Origin of the sequence: Sphingomonas sp. (assembly GCF_013816785.1) — a bacterium.
In the GTDB taxonomy this organism is placed as follows: Bacteria; Pseudomonadota; Alphaproteobacteria; order Sphingomonadales; family Sphingomonadaceae; genus Sphingomicrobium.
The window spans coordinates 1-18,180 of record NZ_JACDDV010000030.1 but is presented as its reverse complement, the minus strand read 5'-3'; the positions used below and the strand labels follow the sequence as shown (position 1 = coordinate 18,180).

The window sequence follows — 18,180 nt, the reverse complement described above, 5'->3', positions numbered from 1 at the left end:
AGGACAGCGAGCCCAAGGCCGAAGAGCGCGATGTGTGAGTAATGGGCTACTTCCCCGGTAGTGCCTTTCCTGCCCGCTTAATCTCAGCAATTATTTTATCCGCGTCCGCGTGGCGGAGTTTGGCTTGTTTGGCCTTATATTTTTCATGTTCCGTTTCGGCATGCACCTTTGCGGCCGCCATTTTTACGCGTCCGCCGCCGCGCAAAACGCTCCGGCCAAGATGCGCGAGCTGTTGATCCAAAAGCGCGCTCGCTTCAGCCATCAATTTGAGTCGGCCAATATCTAGTTGATCTTCGAAGATATCTAAGAGGATAGTGGTGAGGCGGTTTAATTCCTCCACCTCACGTTCGGCGAGATAGTTCTTGGAGGTAGTGACATCGGCTTTGCGGATGTTCTCGTTAGGCCAAGTCCTAAGACCCATGCTGGGCTCTTTGGCATCGGCGCGGGTTTTTAGCAACTCAGCTGGCGTATTCGAGCATACGGCGAAAATTAGCTTCGCTTGCGTAATTCGATAAAATTCGTGCCAAGCCTCCGAAGGACCGTCGTAATCCTGGCACATGGCGCAAATCGATCTAAGCTCTCGATAAACGTTGGCTTCGTCCGATCGAATGTCGCGGATGGTGTCTCGAAGCTCTTTGACCCTGTCGCGATTGTCAGGACTCTTTAGCCTAGGAGCGTCGATCACAAAGCCTTTAGTCGCGAATTGAACTAGCTTGTCGGTCGCCCACCGTCGGAAGAGTGTCGCCTGTTTGGAGGATGCTCGATAACCAACCGATATCACCATATCCAAATTGTAAACTGTGACGGGTTTCGTGGAGGAAGCAATTTGCATTTTATGCAAATTGCTCTCGTCCAGCTCTCCTTCCTCTAAGATGCTGCTAATGTGCCGGGATACGACCGAAACGCTGCGCCCATAAAGGTCTGCGATCTGCGCTTGGGTCATCCATAATTGATCGCCATCGTAATGAATTTCTACGTGCGGGCCCTTATCCGATCCGTAGATGAGAAAGCGTGCTCCAGTAGTTTCATCCTCTTGAAGATGAACCGGTTCGAGGTAGGACATCGGCACTCCAATGCGAGTCGAACGTAAGGGGAACGAATCCTAGCAGCTTATGCTGCTCGCTGCCAGTAGCATGCCCTAGTGCGCGACTGGCGGGAACTCGTCCCGGCGCATACCACAAAAGCCCAAACTGCCGTCACGAACGCGGCGATGAATTTCGCGCCACAACACTTTGTGCATTTCAAGCTTGCGATAAAGGCAGCGCCGTTTCGTAGTGCAAGGAAGGGCCTACTGGGGACCGTACGTGCATTGCTACATATGCCGCAGATTTCGAAGGTTGGACGCTTACGGCGCTAGATCAGGCGGCTTGCCCACACCAGTTGCTGTTTAGCCGTGGCCGCTCGCCGCCTGCCAGAGCGGCGTTCTGTATGTCGCGATTTCGACGAGGCCGCACCAAGGTGGCGCGGCCCTCCCCGCCGCCTAGTGGCCGGCCGCCACGGGGGCGAAGTTGGCGTGGACCAGCATCCACTTGCCGCCCTGCTTGACGTAAACCCGCGAAGATTTGGCGAGCGAGGGAATGACCTTGCCGTCCGCGCCGCGGCGCAGACCGGCGAAATTATAGGTGAGGATCGCGGTATCGCCATAGGTCTGGACCCGGCCGTTCTGCATGTCGGAGTACATCGCCTTGTCGTACGGCGTCACCTCCCCCATGCGGGTCGAAATCGTCTTGCCGACCAGCAGCGTCGGGAAGTCGCCGTTGAACTCGGTATAATCGTCGGCCAGCGTCACATTCTGCTGAGCCATCGACTCGCCGGCAATTTCGGATGCCCATTGGGCACGCGCCAAGGCCATGACCTCGGCCGAGACCTGCGGGTTGTCGGCGGCCTGAACCGGGGTCCCGACCATCATCAACAGGGCGATCGTTCCGGCGCCGCCGCCGCGGGACCAATTTGTCAATTTCGACATATGTGCATCCTCCGCTGTGAGAAACGCAGAGGGACTGACAGGCCGGCGGGACAGATTTCCCCCTAGGGCCGCCAGCGGCGCTGGCGTCGGCCTTATCTCAGCGGGAGTCAATTGCGCGGCCCGCCAGCGCCAAGCGACGATGAACGGCCGCCGCTTGCGGCGCTAGATCGGCAGCTTGCCCTCCAGCAATTGCTGTTCGAGCCGTGGCCGCTCGCCTGCCTGCCACAGCGGCACGCGGTGCCTGAGACGATAGAGGAGCGGCCCGCCGTCGGCCGCCGCCGATGGCTCCAGGGGGCGGGGAATGCAGATGAATTCGGTCTCGAGCATCGTCGGGCCGACATGCACCGTCGCGTAGCCATGACCGCCGAGGTCGGCGAAGGCGAGATGCGGCGCCACCTCGGGATTGCTGAGTTTCCTGGCCGCCTCAGCGTCGCCAGTCTTTTGAAGCTCCAGAGACGATCGCACACCGTGGCGCAGCGTCATGTTGAGCGCATGCCCGTCCGGACCCTGGGCGCCGTCATGGATATAAAGCGGGCGAAGGGGATGCGTTTTGGAGATGATATGTTCGGCCACTTCGGCAAGCCCCTGCGCCGAAATGGAGCCGGTGATGAACTCGACCGCGAGCGGTTCGAACGGGCGAGGCGGCAAATGCTTGGAGAATAGCCCGGCCCAGAAGCTGTGCTTGTCGCCAGCGACGATCGCGAGGCCGGTGATGCCTTCGCGTTGCACAACATCGGCAAGCTCGGCATGCTCGATATCGAAGCCGCCGTTGAACGACGCGTAGCCCCCCGGCCATTGCGCCTTGAGATTTTCGGGCAGGTTGTCCATGTCGGTTCGCCAGCGCAGCGTACCGACCGAGTGGCCCCACAGTTTCCACGGCTTGCGCGAGGAGCGCAGCTGGTCAATGAACCAGGCCTTCTGATCGGCCCCGAGATAGGACTGACGCGGCGCTTCCCTGGCCGTATTCGGCACACCCTTGTCACCGAGCCGGATCGTGGCCGGGGGGCGACCCCCGGCATAATCCCTTCCGCCATCCAGAATTTCGGCCGCTTCCTCGGGTACCATCCAGGGGAAATCCTTGGGGGTGATGGCCGATTGGTCGGGCGGCGGGCTGGCGTAGGAATGATTGTCGGTCAGGATCAGGTCGGCGTTCGCGCCCCAACGAAGCGTCCGCTGAATTTGCAAGCTGCGGATCGCCGCGAGATTGTTCGGCTCGAGCCCCAGACCCAGCCGATCGAATTTCTTGATGGCGGCCTCGGCGACCTTGGGCGGGTAGAAGCGGTCGATCCTGGTCCCGGCAGCCTGCACGACGCGGGCAGGCTGATATTCGAACCAGGCTTGGTTGGCGGCGACTTTCTTGTCCTGTGCGGGGCGCACCTCGTCCCCGAACACCTGCTGGCTCTGCCAACCCTGCCAGGAGAATTCGTGATTGTCCCAGACGGGAACGAACGGCCAGCGCGCCCTGGCATCCTGCAAGTCCGGATCGGTCAGATAGGCGCGGTAAGCAGTACGGTAGTCGGCCAGCGTCTTGGGCACGTGGAAGTCGCGGACTTTCTCCCCGTCCCGATAGCGGATGATATCGCGCAAGCGCCTGCCGCGTCGCTGGGCGCCCGGCGATTCTTCGGGGTACCAGACTATCTCGTAAAAAAAGTCGCCGAGGTGCAGGACGAAGGCGAGCCTGTCGTCCGCCGATCGCCGCTCATCTTCGTAGATCATTCGCCGGTAGGCGTTGCACGCGCCCTGCGTCACGTCCTGGCAGCTGACGAAGGCGAAGCGAAACGGGCGGTTGTCTGCCTCCGCCGGAGCGGTGAGCGTGCGACCGATCCGGCTCCCTGCGCCGCGCTGATCCGTGAAGCGGTACCAATATTCGCGCGCGGGCTCTAGGCCGACGGCAAGGAAGCGGCAGGTCCAGTCGGTGCCGGCGTCGACCGTGGTCGATCCGCGGGCAACCAGGGTCTTGAAGTCCGGGTCAGCCGCGACTTCGACGGCAAGGCGATAGGCGCTAATTCCCGCCTCTGGGGCCCGCCTTGTCCAGAGGATTACGCTCGTGGGGTCGGGATCGCCCGACGCGACACCCTGCGGGTAGGCGTCGCGCTGCTCACGCCAGCGGAGGCACGGCCTGGCGTTGGCGGGGTAAGCGAGGGACGCGCCCAACGCCCCCGCCATTGCGGAGAATTGGCGACGTGTGAGTTTCATCATGCGGAAGCTAACGGCCATTTCCATAATCTCATCGGCTAATCGACAGTCCGGCGCCCCAAGGCTGCTAACGACCGGCGGCGATCCCACTTGACGCCAGTCACTCCTGACCTCTCGGCTGATCTTTCATTGAGCGGAATTATGGCCGCACATTGAGCAGATGCGGCGGCGAAGGCGGGGCTGGTGCCGGGATTTCACTGCGCTGCTCACCTGTCCCCCGGATAGGCTGCGCTGCTCGTTGTAGAGGCGGAGCTCTAGGATGCGGTTTTCGGGCGTATGTTGCTTCCCCTCTCCCGGCCTGCATGCTGCAGGCGACCTTCTCCCTCGAGGGGAGAGGGGTTAGGCTTGCGCGTCGTTGAGGCTGCTTTGTTGGCGGTTGGGCAGATCGGGGTGGAGGGTTTCCCAGCCGATTTTCTGTTCGAGCCAGATTTCGACCGTGGGCGGATAGCGGTCGGGGTCGTCGAGGGTGCTCGTCGTGATGTCCATATGGTCCGGGCGGGAGGCGCGGCGGTAGCCGACGAGGCTGCCGCAGATCGGGCAGGACAGCCAATCGATGCCGGGCGAGGAGGAGTAGGCTTTGGGTCCGGCCGACAGCCACTCGAACTGGGATTTATCGAACACCGCCCAGGCGACGTTGGTGCCGCCGCTCGCCCGCCGGCACGAGCCGCAATGGCACAGGGTCGCGGCGACCGGATCGCCGGTGACGCGGTAGCGGATCGCTCCGCACAGGCAGCCGCCCTCGGCCGAATCGCCGCTCACTCGGCGGCCGGGAGATATAGTTCGCTGCCTTTCTCGCGGTAGCGCTCGCTCATCTTGGCCATGCCGGCTTCGGCTTCTTCTTCGGTGACGGGATCGCTCCCCCTCACCCTCCCAAGGCTGCCGCCTTGGGTCCCTCCAGCGCCCGGAAGCGGACCATCCCCCAGATGGTCCGATCCGGTCTCTCCCTCAAGGGGAGAGGGGTTCAGGCGCGCAAACTCCCGCACCTCGGCGCTGATCTTCATCGAGCAGAATTTGGGGCCGCACATTGAGCAGAAGTGGGCGGTCTTGGCGCCTTCGGCGGGGAGGGTTTGGTCGTGATATTGCTCGGCGGTGTCGGGGTCCAAGCTCAAGTTGAACTGGTCGCGCCAGCGGAAGTCGAAGCGGGCGCGGCTGAGTGCGTCGTCGCGCAGCCTGGCGGCGGGGTGGCCTTTCGCCAAGTCGGCGGCGTGGGCGGCCAGCTTGTAGGTGACGACGCCGACCTTGACGTCGTCGCGGTCGGGGAGGCCGAGGTGCTCCTTAGGCGTGACGTAACAAAGCATGGCCGTGCCATACCAACCGATCATCGCCGCGCCGATGCCGCTGGTGATGTGGTCGTAGCCGGGCGCGATGTCGGTGGTCAGCGGCCCCAAGGTGTAGAAGGGCGCCTCGCCGCACGCTTCGAGCTGCTTGTCCATATTCTCCTTGATCTTGTGCATCGGCACATGGCCGGGGCCTTCGATCATCACCTGGACGTCCTGCGCCCAGGCGCGTTTGGTCAGCTCGCCCAGCGTGTAGAGCTCGGCGAACTGGGCTTCGTCATTGGCGTCGGCGATGCTTCCGGGGCGGAGGCCGTCGCCAAGGCTGTAGGCGATGTCATAGGCCTTCATAATCTCGCTGATCTCGTCGAACCGCTCGTAAAGGAAACTTTCGCGGTGGTGGGCGAGGCACCATTTGGCCATGATCGAGCCGCCGCGGCTGACGATGCCGGTGACTCGCTTGGCGGTCATCGGCACATAGGGGAGGCGGACGCCGGCGTGGATGGTGAAATAATCGACGCCCTGCTCGGCCTGTTCGATCAGCGTGTCGCGGTAGACTTCCCAGGTCAGATCCTCGGCGACGCCGCCGACCTTCTCCAGCGCCTGATAGATCGGGACGGTGCCGATCGGGACGGGCGAGTTGCGGATGATCCATTCGCGGGTGTCGTGGATGTTGCGGCCGGTGCTGAGGTCCATGACGGTGTCGGCGCCCCAGCGGATCGACCAGACCATCTTGTCGACTTCGGCGGCGACGTCGGACGCGACCGCCGAATTGCCGATGTTGGCGTTGATCTTGACGAGGAAGTTGCGGCCGATCGCCATCGGCTCGCTCTCGGGGTGGTTGATGTTGTTGGGGATGATCGCGCGGCCCCTTGCCACTTCATCCCGAACGAATTCGGGGGTGACATGGTCGGGTATGGCGGCGCCGAAATCCTCGCCGTCCCGCACATGGTCGCGCAGCATCTCGCGGCCGATGTTCTCGCGGATCGCGACATATTCCATTTCCGCTGTGATGATGCCGCGGCGGGCGTAGTGCATTTGCGACACGTTGGCGCCGGGCCTGGCGCGGAGCACGCGGCGGCGGACGTTGGGGAAGGGGGCGACGCCGCCCGACCGGTCGGGGCCGAGCTGGCCGTTGTCTTCAGGGCGGGATTCTCTCGCGGACACTTCCTCGACATCGCCGCGACTGCGGATCCAGTCGCGACGCACTTCTGGCAGGCCGGCCATGATGTCGATGCGCGCTTGCGGGTCGGTGTAAGGGCCGCTGGTGTCGTAGAGGTTGAGCGGCGGTTCGCCCGAGGACGGCTCGAGGTCGACCGCGCGCATGGCTACGCCGAGCGGCCCAACGTGAATTTTCCGGGAGCCGCGGATCGGGCCGGTGGTGACTCTCAATTCGGTGCGCGCAGGAACGTCGGCCATCGTTATCGTCTCCAGAGGAGAGGGATGGCGAGGAAACCCGCGCTCCCTCCCTACGCCCGTTTGACCGGGATCAGGTTCGGCGGGTCGCAGGGTGCTGTTCCTGCCTCTCAGACCAGAGCCCCATCAAAGCAAATTTTGATGGGACCCGGAGCGGCCTCCCCGGGGATGCTTTCGTTTAGGCGCGGCCGGCGCCGCCGTCTAGCGGCGGATCGCCGGGGTCTGCTGGGCCTTCCGGGCGGCGGACTGTTCGTTCAACGACAGCGTGCCGTCCTTGTCGGCATCGAGCTTGTCGAAATTGGCCAGCGTCGGGCCGCGGAACTCGTCCCTGGTGATCTGTCCGTCCTTGTTGCCGTCGAACCGGGCGAGGACCGGGGCGGCGTCGGGCTCGCCGATCTTGGGCAACTCCGCCTTGGCGTTGAATTCGACGCGGCTGATCGACCCGTCCTTGTTGGCGTCAAGGCTGGCGAAGGTTGCATCGCGTTCCTTGGAAAGCGTGGCAAGCTCGGTCTCGGCGCCTTTCTTCAGTCGCGCCTTGATCTCGTCGGCGCCGACCTTGCCGTCCTTGTTGGAGTCGAGATTGGTATAGTCGGCCTCGAGGCGGGCATTGAGCTGGGCCCTGGTAACCGGCGTCGCGGGGGCGTTGGCCGGAGCGGCTCCCTGCGCGGCGGCTGCGGCAGCCGGGGCGAGGGTTAGGGCGGCGGCGAAAGCCAGGTGGCGGATCATCATTTTCTCCTGTTACGGCACCTAACGGGCGACCGGGCGTCGGGGTTTATCGGCAGGTTAGGATTGCGGCAAACTGAACGGCATGGCGCAGGGCCGATTGCCGGGAAATGCCACCGGCTTGCGCGCCGCGCGCTCGGTCGAGGCAGTTTCAGAAAGTGTAGGCGAGGCCCGCGGCGACGAGCCATTGCGAGGCGCTGCCGCGATCGTCGACGATCGGCGAGCGTTTGAAATCGCCCGACAGATGCGAATAGCTGGCGGTGCCGAACAGCGACAGGCCGTGGGTCAAATCGCCGGTCACCGACTGATTGGCGAGCAGGCCGATTTTCCAGTCCTTAAAGCCGCCGTCCGCGTTGTAGACTGGGAGGCCGCTGGCGAGCGAATCCGATGGCGAAATGCTGTAATAATAGTCGGCATAACCACCGCCGACCCAGTCGGCGCTGAGCGACAGGCCGACATAGGTGGTGCGCGACAACGGCGTGCCGAAGTCGATCGTCGGACTGAAGATGGTCGATTTGTGCGCCCCGGCGACAGCCTTGACCACATCAAGCCGGACGCTGAGCGCGTCATAGGGATTGGTCAGGCCATGATAGGTGACGCCAACGAACCCGCCGACCTCGATCGCCTTGTCGCGTTCGGGCAGCCGATCGACAAAATCGTCTTTGATCTTGCCGGTGCGGTTGAGCCTCACCCCGACGATCGGGCCGGCGTCGAATTCGAGCTTTCCCGCTCCGCGCGGAATGAAATCGACGTAGAGATAGGTGGCGCGGGTAAAAATGCTGATGCCGCCGACCCGGGCGCGGACCGCGGCGGCGGGGATGAAGCGATAATCATCCGATCCCTCATAATCTGGGAGATAGGCGCCGCCGGCGGCGATCGTCACCGTGTCCGACTGATCATTGGGATCGGGCAGCGCCCCGCTGTCGGACTGGGCCAGCGCGGGCGCGGCGGCGAGCAGCGCGGCGGCGGCGGTCAAAGTCTTCAACATGATGACATCCCCTGATTCTTGGCCCCTATTGCCGACGGTCAGCGCCCGGACCGCGCACAAGTTCCCGACCGGCGTTCGCGTCAGTCGCCCCCGCCCGGATCGGCCGAGAAATATTTGTCGTATTTGCCCTCCTCGCCCTTGTGCTCGTCGGCATCGGCCGGCGAGTCCTTCTTGCGGGTGAGGTTGGGCCATTGCGCCGAGAAGGTAGTGTTGAGCTCGAGCCATTTTTCGAGGCCGTTCTCGGTGTCGGGCAGGATCGCTTCGGCCGGGCATTCGGGCTCGCATACGCCGCAGTCGATGCATTCGTTGGGATTGATGACGAGCATATTCTCGCCTTCGTAGAAACAATCGACCGGACAGACTTCGACGCAATCCATATATTTGCATTTGATGCAGGCGTCGGTGACGACGTAGGTCATGGCGGATCGAAGCTCCCTTGGTTGACTAGTCGCTAAGTCGCGGGGCGGTTCGCGTCAATCTCCTCATAGGCGAGGCGAGCTTCGGCGGGTGGACCGCGGCGAGCGGCGAGGGTGGTGACGCGGATGACGCGAACTTCGCCACGCAAGGGAAGCGCAATGATGCTGCCGATTTTGATTTCCTCGCTCGGCTTGGCGGCGCGGCGGCCGTCAAGGCGGACGTGGCCTTGTTCAATCAGTGCCTGTGCCAGAGTGCGGCTTTTGACCAAACGGATGCAGTAAAGGTAACGGTCGAGGCGCATCGCCGCGTTAACGCTTGAGCCCCGCCAGCGCAGCGAAGGCGTTGCCGGGACGGTGTGCTGGCACCGCGGACGGAGCATGCCGGCGCTGCCCACGCCACTTCCACGCAGTGCCGACCGCGACGAAGCCGACCTCGGCCATCAGCCGGCGGATCACCTCATCGTCGAGGCCGAGGCTGGTGACCAGCGCGCGATCAACCGGATCGGGCCGCTCGGCCGATGCGGCGTGATGCGCGCGGACGTGGTGGGCGTGGGTGGCGAGCCGGTCGGCGAGATCGACGCGGAGCCAGGTCGCGCCGAGGCGGCGGAAGGCGAGCATAGCGCCGCGCGGGTCGGCGCCGCCGTCGAGGGTCGCGGCCGAAGGCTTGGGCAGGCGCGGCATGGCGAGGCCCGCACGGATGGCGAGCAGCGCGGCGCGCCACTGCTGGGCGGCAGGCTTGAGCAACGACTGGACATAGACGTCGAGCGCACCGAGCCGGATGCGGAGGCGGTGGAGCGCGTGGCGGTCGGCCTTGTCGAGCGCGCTGATCTGCGCGGCAATGGTCCGGCGCGGGATCATGCCCCCGGCGTCGACCATCATTGCCGCCAGCGCCCGGATGCCAGGGCTGACCTTGGCGTCGGCGGCGGTGACCGCGAGCGATTTGAGGGCGGGGAGGTGGCGCACGACCTGGCCGTCGACCCAGCGTTCGAGCCGGGCGCGCAGCCGGGCACGCCGATGGGCCGACAGGCGATCGAGAGCGCGCGCGGTGCGGACCGCGGGCTCGAGCAATGAGCGGCCGGGGGCGAGCCGGGCGAGGATGTGGCCGTCCCAGGCGATGCCAAGGCCGCCATGGCGAAAACCAGGACCATTTGCTGATGGGCCGTTTTCGTCATCTTCGACCAGGCGGAAGTCGGCGTCGGGCGCCTCGCACAGCGCGGCGGCGCGGCGGTCGAGCTCGTCGCCGAGGCGGCGCTCGGCGGCGGCAAGCAGCAGGCGCTTGTCGGACAGTCGTGCGGAGGGATCGACCTTGAACTCGAACCCGGCGAGATGCCCAATCGGCTCGGGACCGACGCTGACCTCGCCGTCGGCGGCGACGGTCACGGGAAGGGCGTCGGCACCGTGCGCGCCAATGTCGCGGACCAGGACAGCGGTGCGACGGTCGACGAAGCGCTGGGTCAGCCGCTCGTGGAGCGCGTCGGACAGTCGCCCCTCGACGCTCCGCGTCCGCTCGGCCCATTTGGCGGGATCGGCGAGCCAGTCGGGGCGCTGGGCGATATAGGCCCAGCTGCGGATGCCCGCGAGGCGATCGGCCAGCGCCTCGATGTCACCGGCGACGTTTTCGAGCCGGGCGACTTCGGCGGCGAACCATTCGTGCGGGATATGCCCGCTCTCGCCGATGTAGCTGTAGAGGCGGCGGACCATGCGCGCATGGTGCATCGGGCCGACCTTGCGGAAATCGGGCAGGCCGCACACCGCCCACAGCTTGCGCGCCCGGGCGCCGCGCGTGGCGGCGATGGCCGGATCTTCGGCGATCAGTTTCAACACCGCGAGATCGATCGCCAGGGGGGCAGGGCGGAGCAGCGGATCGTCGCTGCGCGCTTCCAGGCTGCGGATCAAATCGGTGACCGTGGTGAAATCGAGGTCGGCGCTGCGCCAGTAGAGATGATCGAGCGGGCGGAAGCGATGCTCCTCGATCGCGTTGATTTCCTCGTCGCTGAACCGCGGACCAGTCTCGCCGCCAAGGCCCAGCGTGCCGAAGCTACCGTCCTTCTGGTGACGCCCGGCACGCCCCGCGATCTGCGCCATTTCGGCAATCGTCAGGCGGCGGTCGCGGCGGCCGTCGAATTTCTCCAGGCCGGCGAAGGCGACATGAGTGACGTCCATGTTGAGCCCCATGCCGATCGCATCGGTGGCCACCAGATAATCGACCTCGCCGCGCTGGAACATGCCGACCTGGGCGTTGCGGGTGGCGGGCGACAGCGCGCCCATGACCACCGCCGCGCCGCCCTTGAAGCGGCGCAGCATCTCGGCCAGCGCGTAAACCTGCTCGCCCGAAAAGGCGACGATTGCCGAGCGCGGCGGCAGGCGCGACAACTTCACCGCGCCCGAATAGCGTAGGGTCGAAAAGCGCGGGCGGCTGACGATTTCGGCCTCGGGCAGCAACTGGCGGATGAGCGGCTTCAGCGTCCCGGACCCGAGGATCAGCGTCTCCTCTCGACCGCGGGCGCGGAGCATGCGGTCGGTGAAGACGTGGCCGCGCTCGGGATCGATGCCAAGCTGCGCCTCGTCAATCGCGGCAAAGGCGAAATCGCGGCCCTCCTCGCCCTCGCGCTGCACGGGCATCGATTCGGCCGTGGTCAGGAAATAGCGGGCATGCTGGGGAACGATCCGCTCCTCGCCGGTGATCAGCGCAACTTGCGTGGCGCCTTTCATCGTCACGACGCGGTCGTAGACTTCGCGGGCGAGGAGACGCAGCGGGAAGCCGATGACGCCCGACGAGTGCGCGCACATCCGCTCGATCGCCAAGTGGGTCTTGCCGGTGTTGGTCGGACCGAGAATGGCCCGAACGAGGCCGTCGCGAGGGGCGGACATGCGCTTCAATCTGGCACGGCCACGGCGAAGTGCAAGCGGTCAAGCTCATGTTTATTTGACATTAACCTGTTTTAACCATGAGTATGGCAACCGGGCGAGGAGTCGCGCGGGGCGAACTCTTCCTTCGGGGCTTGAACTTTGCTGGACATGCGGGCGCAATGGCGAACGAGCGGAGCGGCAATCGCTGCACCGGTTGCGTTCGGCCGCCGCCGGCCGCGCTGGCGCGACTTCGACCTGGTCGTCGATCTGGGCGAGGAAGTGCTGTCGGCGCGCTGGTGGCGCGGGTCGGCGACGCTCGGCCTGCTGTGCGCCGGCGTCGGTTTGCTTGCGCCTACGCCGTTCGAGCCGCTGCCCGCAGCCAATGTCGAACGGGTCGGTCAGGCCGAGGCCGAGCAGTTTCGCGACATCGCCATCGCGCCCTTGTCGGCAGGATCGAAGACCGGCGGACGGATGGCGGCGACCGAGCTGGTCGAGCCGCTTTCGCAGGCTCCCGACCGACCGACGATCGAACTGTTCGCACGGATGGGCGCGGGCGACGGCATCGCGCAGTTGCTGGTTCGCTCGGGCGTGTCTTACGCCGAGGCGGGGCAAGCGGCGCGGCTGATCCAGTCGGCGGCACCCTCCGGCATCGCGCCGGGGACCAGCGTGTCGATCCGGCTTGGGCGGCGGAGCCCAGGCGGGGTACGGCCAGTCGAGCGGATTGCGCTGCGCGCCGGCCTCGATATCAACATCGCAGTTACCGGCGGCGCCGGCGGACTGAGCGTCAGCACCAGCCGGATCGCGATCGACACCAGCCCGCTCAGGGTGCGCGGCCGCGTTGGCGACGGGCTTTACTGGGCGCTGCGGGCATCGGGCGTCTCGGCGCCGACAGCCGGCGATTATCTCCGAGCACTCAACGCCCATATCGATGTCGGCGGCCAGATCGGTCCAGACGACCGATTCGACCTGATCATCGCCAACCGCCGCGCGGCGACCGGCGAGAGCGAGGAAGGGCCCTTGCTCTACGCCGCGATCGAGCGCGCCGGGGCGAGCGACGTCAAGCTGATGAAATGGACGATCGGCGGCCGGACCGACTGGGTCGATGCCGAGGGCGCGGGGCGGCAGGTGTCGACCATGGCCTGGCCGGTTCATGCGCCGATCACGTCGGGCTTCGGGCTTCGCGTCCACCCGATCCTGCGCTTCGCCCGAATGCACAAGGGCATCGATTTTGGCGCGCATTACGGATCGCCGATCGTCGCCGCCGCCGACGGCCAGGTTATGCGCGCCGGCTGGTCCGGTGGCTATGGCCAACAGGTCCGCCTCGGCCACATCGGCGGCATCGGCACAAGCTACAGCCACATGAGCCGGATCGTCGTCGCGCCGGGGACGATCGTGCGCCAAGGGCAATTGCTCGGCTATATCGGGTCAAGCGGCCTGTCGACCGGGCCGCACCTCCACTACGAAGTCTATCGCGGCGGGGTGGCGGTCAATCCGCTATCGGTCCGGTTCGCGAGCAGGGCGCTGCTCGAAGGAGCCCAATTGGAGGCGTTTCGTGCACGGCTGCGTCAGCTGCTCTCGGTCGGCGTCAAGAAGGCTTGAGGCGTCAACTGCCGCGAAGCGGCTGCACTGCGCCCCGGACGATGTCGACGATGAGCCGCGCATAGCAGCCATCCGGATCCAAATCGGGATCGAACACGGTCAAGGTCAAGCCGAGCGCGCGCTGGTCAGCCAGAAGCCCACGCAACAGAGCGACGAGATGGGCAGGATCGAGCCCGGGGCTTCCGGGCGAGTCGACTGCGGGCATGTCGCGCTGATCAAGAACATCGACATCGAGATGGACCCAAAAGCTCAGTCCGGCGCCATCCAGGATCGCATTGGTGCGCGCGATGGTTCGCTCAATTCCTTCCTCTTGCGCGGCGAATATGTCGATACGGGTGATCCGGGTTTCATTGACGTCGGGCGTGGCGAAGTCGGGATCACGGCACTCGCGCTCCCCAATCTGGATAACCCGGGACTCCCGAACGAGTGGAGACTCGATTTCGGGCCATTCGGCCATAATTGCCTCGCCGCGGCCCGTCGCCAGCGCCAAATCCATGCCCGCGACAGCGCCGAGCATTGACTGCGGGTCATAATTGCCCGGGTGTCGGAAATCGCTGTGTCCATCGATGTGGGCCAGGCTCAGTTCGCGGTCGCGGCGCGCGCCGGCCAGCGCACCTAAAAGGATGGAGCAATCGCCGCCGACCACAAAGGCGAACTGGTTCCTAGCGACGGCTGTGGCGACGTGGTCGGCTAGTGCGAGATTGAAGCGTCGCATTTCGGGCCCGTTGCGAAGCCTCGTGCCGGGCTGCGGGTCGGGGCTATAGGGCGGCCGCGGAAGTTCGATGACTGAAACCGGGCTGAGCAAGCGCTCGAGGCCGGCTTCGACAAGCGCTTCAGGGGCTCGCCAAGTGCCAGGAATATGGCCAGGCCGGAGGGGGCGAAGGCCGAGATTGGACGGTGCGAGGATGAGTGTAATCGGGCGGACCACGCGGCTTACTAGCAACGAAGCCTTGTGGTTGAAAGCCGCCGTGAATGGCTTAGCGCCCGTGGCCTCGCCAACGCCTTACGGTACGCTGGATGATGCCTTCTTCGTCCCCGGTTTCGCGCCATGAGGCGGCGAAGCTGGGGTCCGACGAGGCGGGGCGCTTTTCGGGCTCGAGGTCGTCGAAGCGCACTCGAATGGGGATCGCAACGCCTTCGCCGCAAACGATGCACTCGCGGTTGCGAAGCGCGGGTATCGCGTCGAGGAAACCGCGCGCGCCCTCTGGCATGGCGGCGCGAACGCAGGCCTGATCTCGGTCGTTGTTCAACCGCATCGAGATGATCGTGCCGCACTGCGACAGCACGCCCTCGGCGAGGTCGGACGGGCGTTGGGTGATGAGGCCAAGGGAGACGCCATATTTACGGCCTTCCTTGGCGATGCGTTCCAAGATCTTGCGCACCGCCTGGCCGCCCGATGTCTCGTCCTTGGGGACGTATCGATGGGCTTCTTCGCAGACCAGAAGCAGCGGGCGCTGCGCCTCGGTCCGCGACCAGATGGCATAGTCGAACACCATTCGCGCGAGCACGGAGACGACCACCGACGTGACTTCGCTCGGCACGCCCGACACATCGACGATCGAGATCGGCCGGCCGTGGCTCGGCAGGCGGAACAGTTTGGCGATGAAGCTGCCCATCGTGTCACTGACCAGCATGCCGGAGAACATGAAATTGTAGCGCGGGTCGGCGCGGATTTCGTCGAGCTTGTTCTTCAGCCGCTGGTAGGGCGTGGTGTCGCCGGCGCGGTCGAGCTTGCCCATTTCGCCGACCAGAATCTGGTTCAAGTCGGTCAACAGATAGGGGATCGGCGAATCGACCGTAACCTTGCCATATTGTTCGACATTCTTGCCCTTGGTGCGAGCGGCGAGCAGGATCTTGGCGAGAATGTCGGCGTCGCGCTGCCGCTCGGCCCCCTGGGTCGTCAGCAGCACCTCGCAATGTTCCTCGAAATTGAGCAGCCAGTAGGGCAATTGCAAATTGTCGACGTTGAACAATTCGCCGCAGCTTTTGAACGCCGCCGAATATTCGCCGTGCGGGTCGATCATGACGATATGGCCTTCGGGCGACAGCAGCGAAATCCGGTGGAGGATCAGCGCGACCGCGGTCGACTTGCCGGTGCCGGTCGATCCCAGAATGGCAAAATGTTTCGACAGCATCGGATCAACGTATAGCGTGCCGCGAATATCCTCGGTCGGGTAGACGGTGCCGATTTCAACGTGCGGGCTGTCGTCGGCAGCGAAGATCGCGCGCATGTCGTCGGTCGAAACCGGCAGCACCATCGCGCCGGGGATCGGGTAGCGGGTCACGCCGCGGCGGAAGCCGGTCATGGCGCCGCTCGAATTTTGCTGGCCTTCGCCGAGGAAATCGACGTTGGCGATGACCGTGCCGCCCTCGTCCCCGGCGCGCAGCGTGCGGACGTTGGCGACCAGCCAGCTGCCCGCGACCTTCATTTTTACCTGACTGCCGACCTGGCCCGACATCGCGATCGACGCATCGGGATGGTCCTGCAGCTCGTTGAGGCGAGCCGCATCCATCACCACGCGCGAACCCGAACCGGCGATTTCGAGTACCTGACCGATTGGCGGCGCGGCGGACCGGGCCGTGTTGTCGCCAGCCGCGGTTGAATCGCTGTAGCTGCTCATCTCGTCGAGGAACTGCTTCAAGCTCGGTTGATCGTTCATGCTACGCCACCCTTGTTGCGAAACTTGGTTGGTGCCGGGTTAGCGAAGGCAAGTTAAAATAAGCTTAGAAACGGCGCCTGAAGGCCATCGCTGCAGCCCATCCCAGACCAAGCGAGAGGATCACCGCAGCGAGGCCGTAGAGGAAGCCGTGGCGCCGCGCGGCGAGCGCGACGAAGCGCTCGAACCCCGACTTGTCGATTTCGATCTCGCGCGTGGCGGCGGCGATCACCTTGCCGTCGGCGACGAGAAAGGTCTCGGCGGTGTAGGTGCCGACCGGGACCTGGCTGGGGATGGCGATCCGTGCGCGGTAGAGCACGCCCTGGCTGATTTCGACGCCGTTGGGGCTTTCGGCGTACAGCCCCTTGCGGGCGCGAAGGGCGAGCAGTCCGGATTCAAAACGCCGTTCCTTGTCGGGCAGCGCGCCGCCTCCGGGCGACAGCTGCAGGTCCTGCAGGCCGAGCTCGTAGATCGCCGCGGTGCGCTCATCGACCAGATCGCGGACCGGGGCGGACGACGCGACGGCGTAGTAGCTCGGCGCCGAGCGGAAGCGGTTTGAATCGGCGTTCATCCAAATGCCGGCGATCTTTTGCTTCTGGCGCACCAGGATCGGTTCGACCGGTCCCTTCAAAACGACGATGACGTTGGCCGGGTGGCTGGGGGTCCGGCCGCCCGGGTAAAGGATGGCGCCGAACAGCAGCAACTGCGCACCCGAGAAGCTGTAGCGGATCTCGACCGAGCGAGCGGAAATGTCGGGGACCAGCACCGGCTGGGAAGCAGGCCCCGCCTGGGCCATCAACAGCGGCGCGAGCGCGGCGAGGCAAAGCGCTCGCCTCACAGATATTCGATCGAGAAAATCTCGTCCGGACGCCAAGCGAGGCCGAGCAGCATGCGCAGCGCGACAAGCAGGATGATGCCGGCCAGCGCTAGACGCAGCAGGTCGGGCTTCAATCGGGTCGCCAGCAACGCGCCATATTGAGCGCCGATCACGCCGCCGATCAGCAGCAGTCCGGCGAGGACGATATCGACCGCCTGGGTAGTCATCGCGTGGACCATGGTGGTCACCGCGCTGACCGCAAGGATCATCACCAGGCTGGTGCCGACGACGACGCGGGCGGCCATGCCGAGAATGTAGATCATCGCCGGCACGAGGATGAAGCCGCCGCCGACGCCGAGCAGCACGGTCATCATCCCGGCAAGGAAGCCCAGCGCGAGCGGGGCGATTGGCGAGAGATAGAGGCCGGAAGCATAGAAGCGCCAGCGGCCCGGCAGGCTGGCGACCCAGCGATTGTGGCGCGGCCGCTCGGTGGCTTGCGGAAGCTTGATCCAGCCAAGTGCGACCAGCGCGTCCTTGAGCATCAACCCGCCGATCCCGCCCAGCAGGACGACGTAGAGAAAGCCGATGACCAGGTCGATCTGGCCCGACGCCTGGAGCAGGCGGAACAGGCCGGCGCCGACCAGGCTGCCGACGGCGCCGCCGGCGACCATCACCCCGCCCATTTTCAAATCGACCCCGCCCCGACGCATATGGGCATAGACGCCGGATACCGATGCTCCGGTGATCTGGGTGGTGGCCGAAGCGACCGCGACCGTCGGCGGGATGCCGTAGAAGATCAGCAGCGGGGTGGTGAGGAAGCCGCCGCCGACCCCGAACATCCCCGACAGCACGCCTACCAGGCCGCCAAGCGCGACGATCAGCAGCGCGTTGACCGATTGTCCGGCGATGGGGAGGTAGACATCCATGGCTTCGGCGCGGACGCTAGCCGCAAAAGCGCGTCAAAACCAAGGCAGGCGGGGGCTTTCGGGCTAGAAATCCCCGGCCAGCGTGACGACACCGCCCGATCCGGGCTCGGCATTGCCGGCGAGTTTGGCGCGATAGTCGACATGGACGCGCATCTTGCCGCCGACGCGCATCGACACGCGCGGGCCGGCGTCGATCCGGGCGAGTCCCGGCTGGGCACCGCCCCAAATGCCAACGCCGGCGGAGACATTGCGCCACACCGGGCGCGAGAAGGCGGCCGATCCGTCGACGAACCAATCGCGGCTCCTGGCGCCGACCAGGCCGGTTTGAAGATAGGCGTCGAGGGAGCTGCGC

General features: G+C 65.2%; 15 protein-coding genes, 1 pseudogene and 1 riboswitch. Of the genes and pseudogenes, 1 reads left to right on the top strand and 15 read right to left on the bottom strand.

The features are described 5' to 3' along the window. Positions 1 to 46 precede the first annotated feature (46 nt). From rhuM to H0W65_RS07665, 10 genes are all read right to left on the bottom strand, one after another. Entirely contained in the window at positions 47 to 1,063 is a 1,017-nt protein-coding gene (rhuM, locus tag H0W65_RS07710) for a RhuM family protein (RefSeq protein WP_294006109.1), read from the bottom strand. Positions 1,064 to 1,480: 417 nt separating this feature from the next. Beyond that, a complete protein-coding gene (locus H0W65_RS07705) occupies positions 1,481 to 1,966 on the bottom strand; it encodes a nuclear transport factor 2 family protein (RefSeq protein ID WP_294006107.1) in 486 nt (161 codons plus the stop codon). A gap of 162 nt (positions 1,967 to 2,128) precedes the next feature. Further along, positions 2,129 to 4,165 (bottom strand): alkaline phosphatase D family protein, encoded by a 2,037-nt coding sequence (locus H0W65_RS07700; RefSeq protein ID WP_294006105.1) that lies wholly within the window; start codon positions 4,163 to 4,165, stop codon positions 2,129 to 2,131. A 336-nt stretch (positions 4,166 to 4,501) separates the two neighbouring features. Next, positions 4,502 to 4,921 (bottom strand): GFA family protein, encoded by a 420-nt coding sequence (locus H0W65_RS07695; protein ID WP_294006103.1) that lies wholly within the window; start codon positions 4,919 to 4,921, stop codon positions 4,502 to 4,504. Next, a complete protein-coding gene (thiC, locus tag H0W65_RS07690; protein WP_294006101.1) occupies positions 4,918 to 6,855 on the bottom strand; it encodes a phosphomethylpyrimidine synthase ThiC in 1,938 nt (645 codons plus the stop codon). The genes H0W65_RS07695 and thiC overlap by 4 nt, the downstream gene beginning before the upstream one ends. A gap of 30 nt (positions 6,856 to 6,885) precedes the next feature. Continuing rightward, positions 6,886 to 7,026: riboswitch (TPP riboswitch) on the bottom strand. 27 nt (positions 7,027 to 7,053) lie between these two features. After that, positions 7,054 to 7,581, bottom strand: coding sequence for an EF-hand domain-containing protein (locus H0W65_RS07685; RefSeq protein WP_294006099.1), 528 nt, complete (start codon positions 7,579 to 7,581; stop codon positions 7,054 to 7,056). Between the two features lie 145 nt (positions 7,582 to 7,726). Further along, positions 7,727 to 8,563 carry a MipA/OmpV family protein gene (locus tag H0W65_RS07680; protein WP_294006097.1) on the bottom strand — a complete coding sequence of 279 codons (837 nt, stop codon included), beginning with the start codon at positions 8,561 to 8,563 and terminating at the stop codon, positions 7,727 to 7,729. Positions 8,564 to 8,643: 80 nt separating this feature from the next. Then, positions 8,644 to 8,982 (bottom strand): ferredoxin FdxA, encoded by a 339-nt coding sequence (gene fdxA / locus H0W65_RS07675; protein WP_294006095.1) that lies wholly within the window; start codon positions 8,980 to 8,982, stop codon positions 8,644 to 8,646. A gap of 32 nt (positions 8,983 to 9,014) precedes the next feature. After that, positions 9,015 to 9,281, bottom strand: coding sequence for a S4 domain-containing protein (locus H0W65_RS07670; RefSeq protein ID WP_294006093.1), 267 nt, complete (start codon positions 9,279 to 9,281; stop codon positions 9,015 to 9,017). 7 nt (positions 9,282 to 9,288) lie between these two features. After that, entirely contained in the window at positions 9,289 to 11,850 is a 2,562-nt protein-coding gene (locus H0W65_RS07665; protein WP_294006091.1) for a helicase-related protein, read from the bottom strand. Positions 11,851 to 11,997: 147 nt separating this feature from the next. On the opposite strand from H0W65_RS07665, the gene H0W65_RS07660 reads away from it, so the two are divergent. After that, a complete protein-coding gene (locus H0W65_RS07660; protein ID WP_294006089.1) occupies positions 11,998 to 13,428 on the top strand; it encodes a M23 family metallopeptidase in 1,431 nt (476 codons plus the stop codon). A 4-nt stretch (positions 13,429 to 13,432) separates the two neighbouring features. On the opposite strand, the gene H0W65_RS07655 is transcribed toward H0W65_RS07660, so the two are convergent. From H0W65_RS07655 to H0W65_RS07635, 5 genes and pseudogenes are all read right to left on the bottom strand, one after another. Beyond that, positions 13,433 to 14,143, bottom strand: a complete 711-nt coding sequence (locus H0W65_RS07655) for an arginase family protein (protein ID WP_294006087.1) — start codon at positions 14,141 to 14,143, stop codon at positions 13,433 to 13,435. A gap of 262 nt (positions 14,144 to 14,405) precedes the next feature. Further along, on the bottom strand, positions 14,406 to 16,049 hold the full coding sequence (locus H0W65_RS07650; protein ID WP_294006131.1) for a DUF87 domain-containing protein: 1,644 nt from the start codon (positions 16,047 to 16,049) through the stop codon (positions 14,406 to 14,408). A 103-nt stretch (positions 16,050 to 16,152) separates the two neighbouring features. Continuing rightward, positions 16,153 to 16,923 carry a TIGR02186 family protein gene (locus H0W65_RS07645; RefSeq protein ID WP_294006085.1) on the bottom strand — a complete coding sequence of 257 codons (771 nt, stop codon included), beginning with the start codon at positions 16,921 to 16,923 and terminating at the stop codon, positions 16,153 to 16,155. Next, the gene (locus tag H0W65_RS07640) at positions 16,920 to 17,828 is read right to left on the bottom strand and encodes a sulfite exporter TauE/SafE family protein (protein ID WP_294006084.1); all 909 of its coding nucleotides are present in this window, start codon (positions 17,826 to 17,828) and stop codon (positions 16,920 to 16,922) included. Before H0W65_RS07640 ends, H0W65_RS07645 begins: the two co-directional genes overlap by 4 nt. A gap of 63 nt (positions 17,829 to 17,891) precedes the next feature. Beyond that, positions 17,892 to 18,180 (bottom strand): annotated as a pseudogene (locus H0W65_RS07635) (hypothetical protein); the annotation flags it as partial.

Coding starts and splice junctions, on each gene's coding strand:
- H0W65_RS07640 (WP_294006084.1), bottom strand. CDS start 17,828: ATGGATGTCTACCTCCCCATCGCCGGACAATCGGTCAACGCGCTGCTG.
- H0W65_RS07665 (WP_294006091.1), bottom strand. CDS start 11,850: ATGTCCGCCCCTCGCGACGGCCTCGTTCGGGCCATTCTCGGTCCGACC.
- H0W65_RS07680 (WP_294006097.1), bottom strand. CDS start 8,563: ATGTTGAAGACTTTGACCGCCGCCGCCGCGCTGCTCGCCGCCGCGCCC.
- fdxA (WP_294006095.1), bottom strand. CDS start 8,982: ATGACCTACGTCGTCACCGACGCCTGCATCAAATGCAAATATATGGAT.
- H0W65_RS07660 (WP_294006089.1), top strand. CDS start 11,998: ATGCGGGCGCAATGGCGAACGAGCGGAGCGGCAATCGCTGCACCGGTT.
- H0W65_RS07670 (WP_294006093.1), bottom strand. CDS start 9,281: ATGCGCCTCGACCGTTACCTTTACTGCATCCGTTTGGTCAAAAGCCGC.
- thiC (WP_294006101.1), bottom strand. CDS start 6,855: ATGGCCGACGTTCCTGCGCGCACCGAATTGAGAGTCACCACCGGCCCG.
- H0W65_RS07705 (WP_294006107.1), bottom strand. CDS start 1,966: ATGTCGAAATTGACAAATTGGTCCCGCGGCGGCGGCGCCGGAACGATC.
- H0W65_RS07685 (WP_294006099.1), bottom strand. CDS start 7,581: ATGATGATCCGCCACCTGGCTTTCGCCGCCGCCCTAACCCTCGCCCCG.
- rhuM (WP_294006109.1), bottom strand. CDS start 1,063: ATGTCCTACCTCGAACCGGTTCATCTTCAAGAGGATGAAACTACTGGA.
- H0W65_RS07700 (WP_294006105.1), bottom strand. CDS start 4,165: ATGATGAAACTCACACGTCGCCAATTCTCCGCAATGGCGGGGGCGTTG.
- H0W65_RS07655 (WP_294006087.1), bottom strand. CDS start 14,143: ATGCGACGCTTCAATCTCGCACTAGCCGACCACGTCGCCACAGCCGTC.
- H0W65_RS07650 (WP_294006131.1), bottom strand. CDS start 16,049: ATGAGCAGCTACAGCGATTCAACCGCGGCTGGCGACAACACGGCCCGG.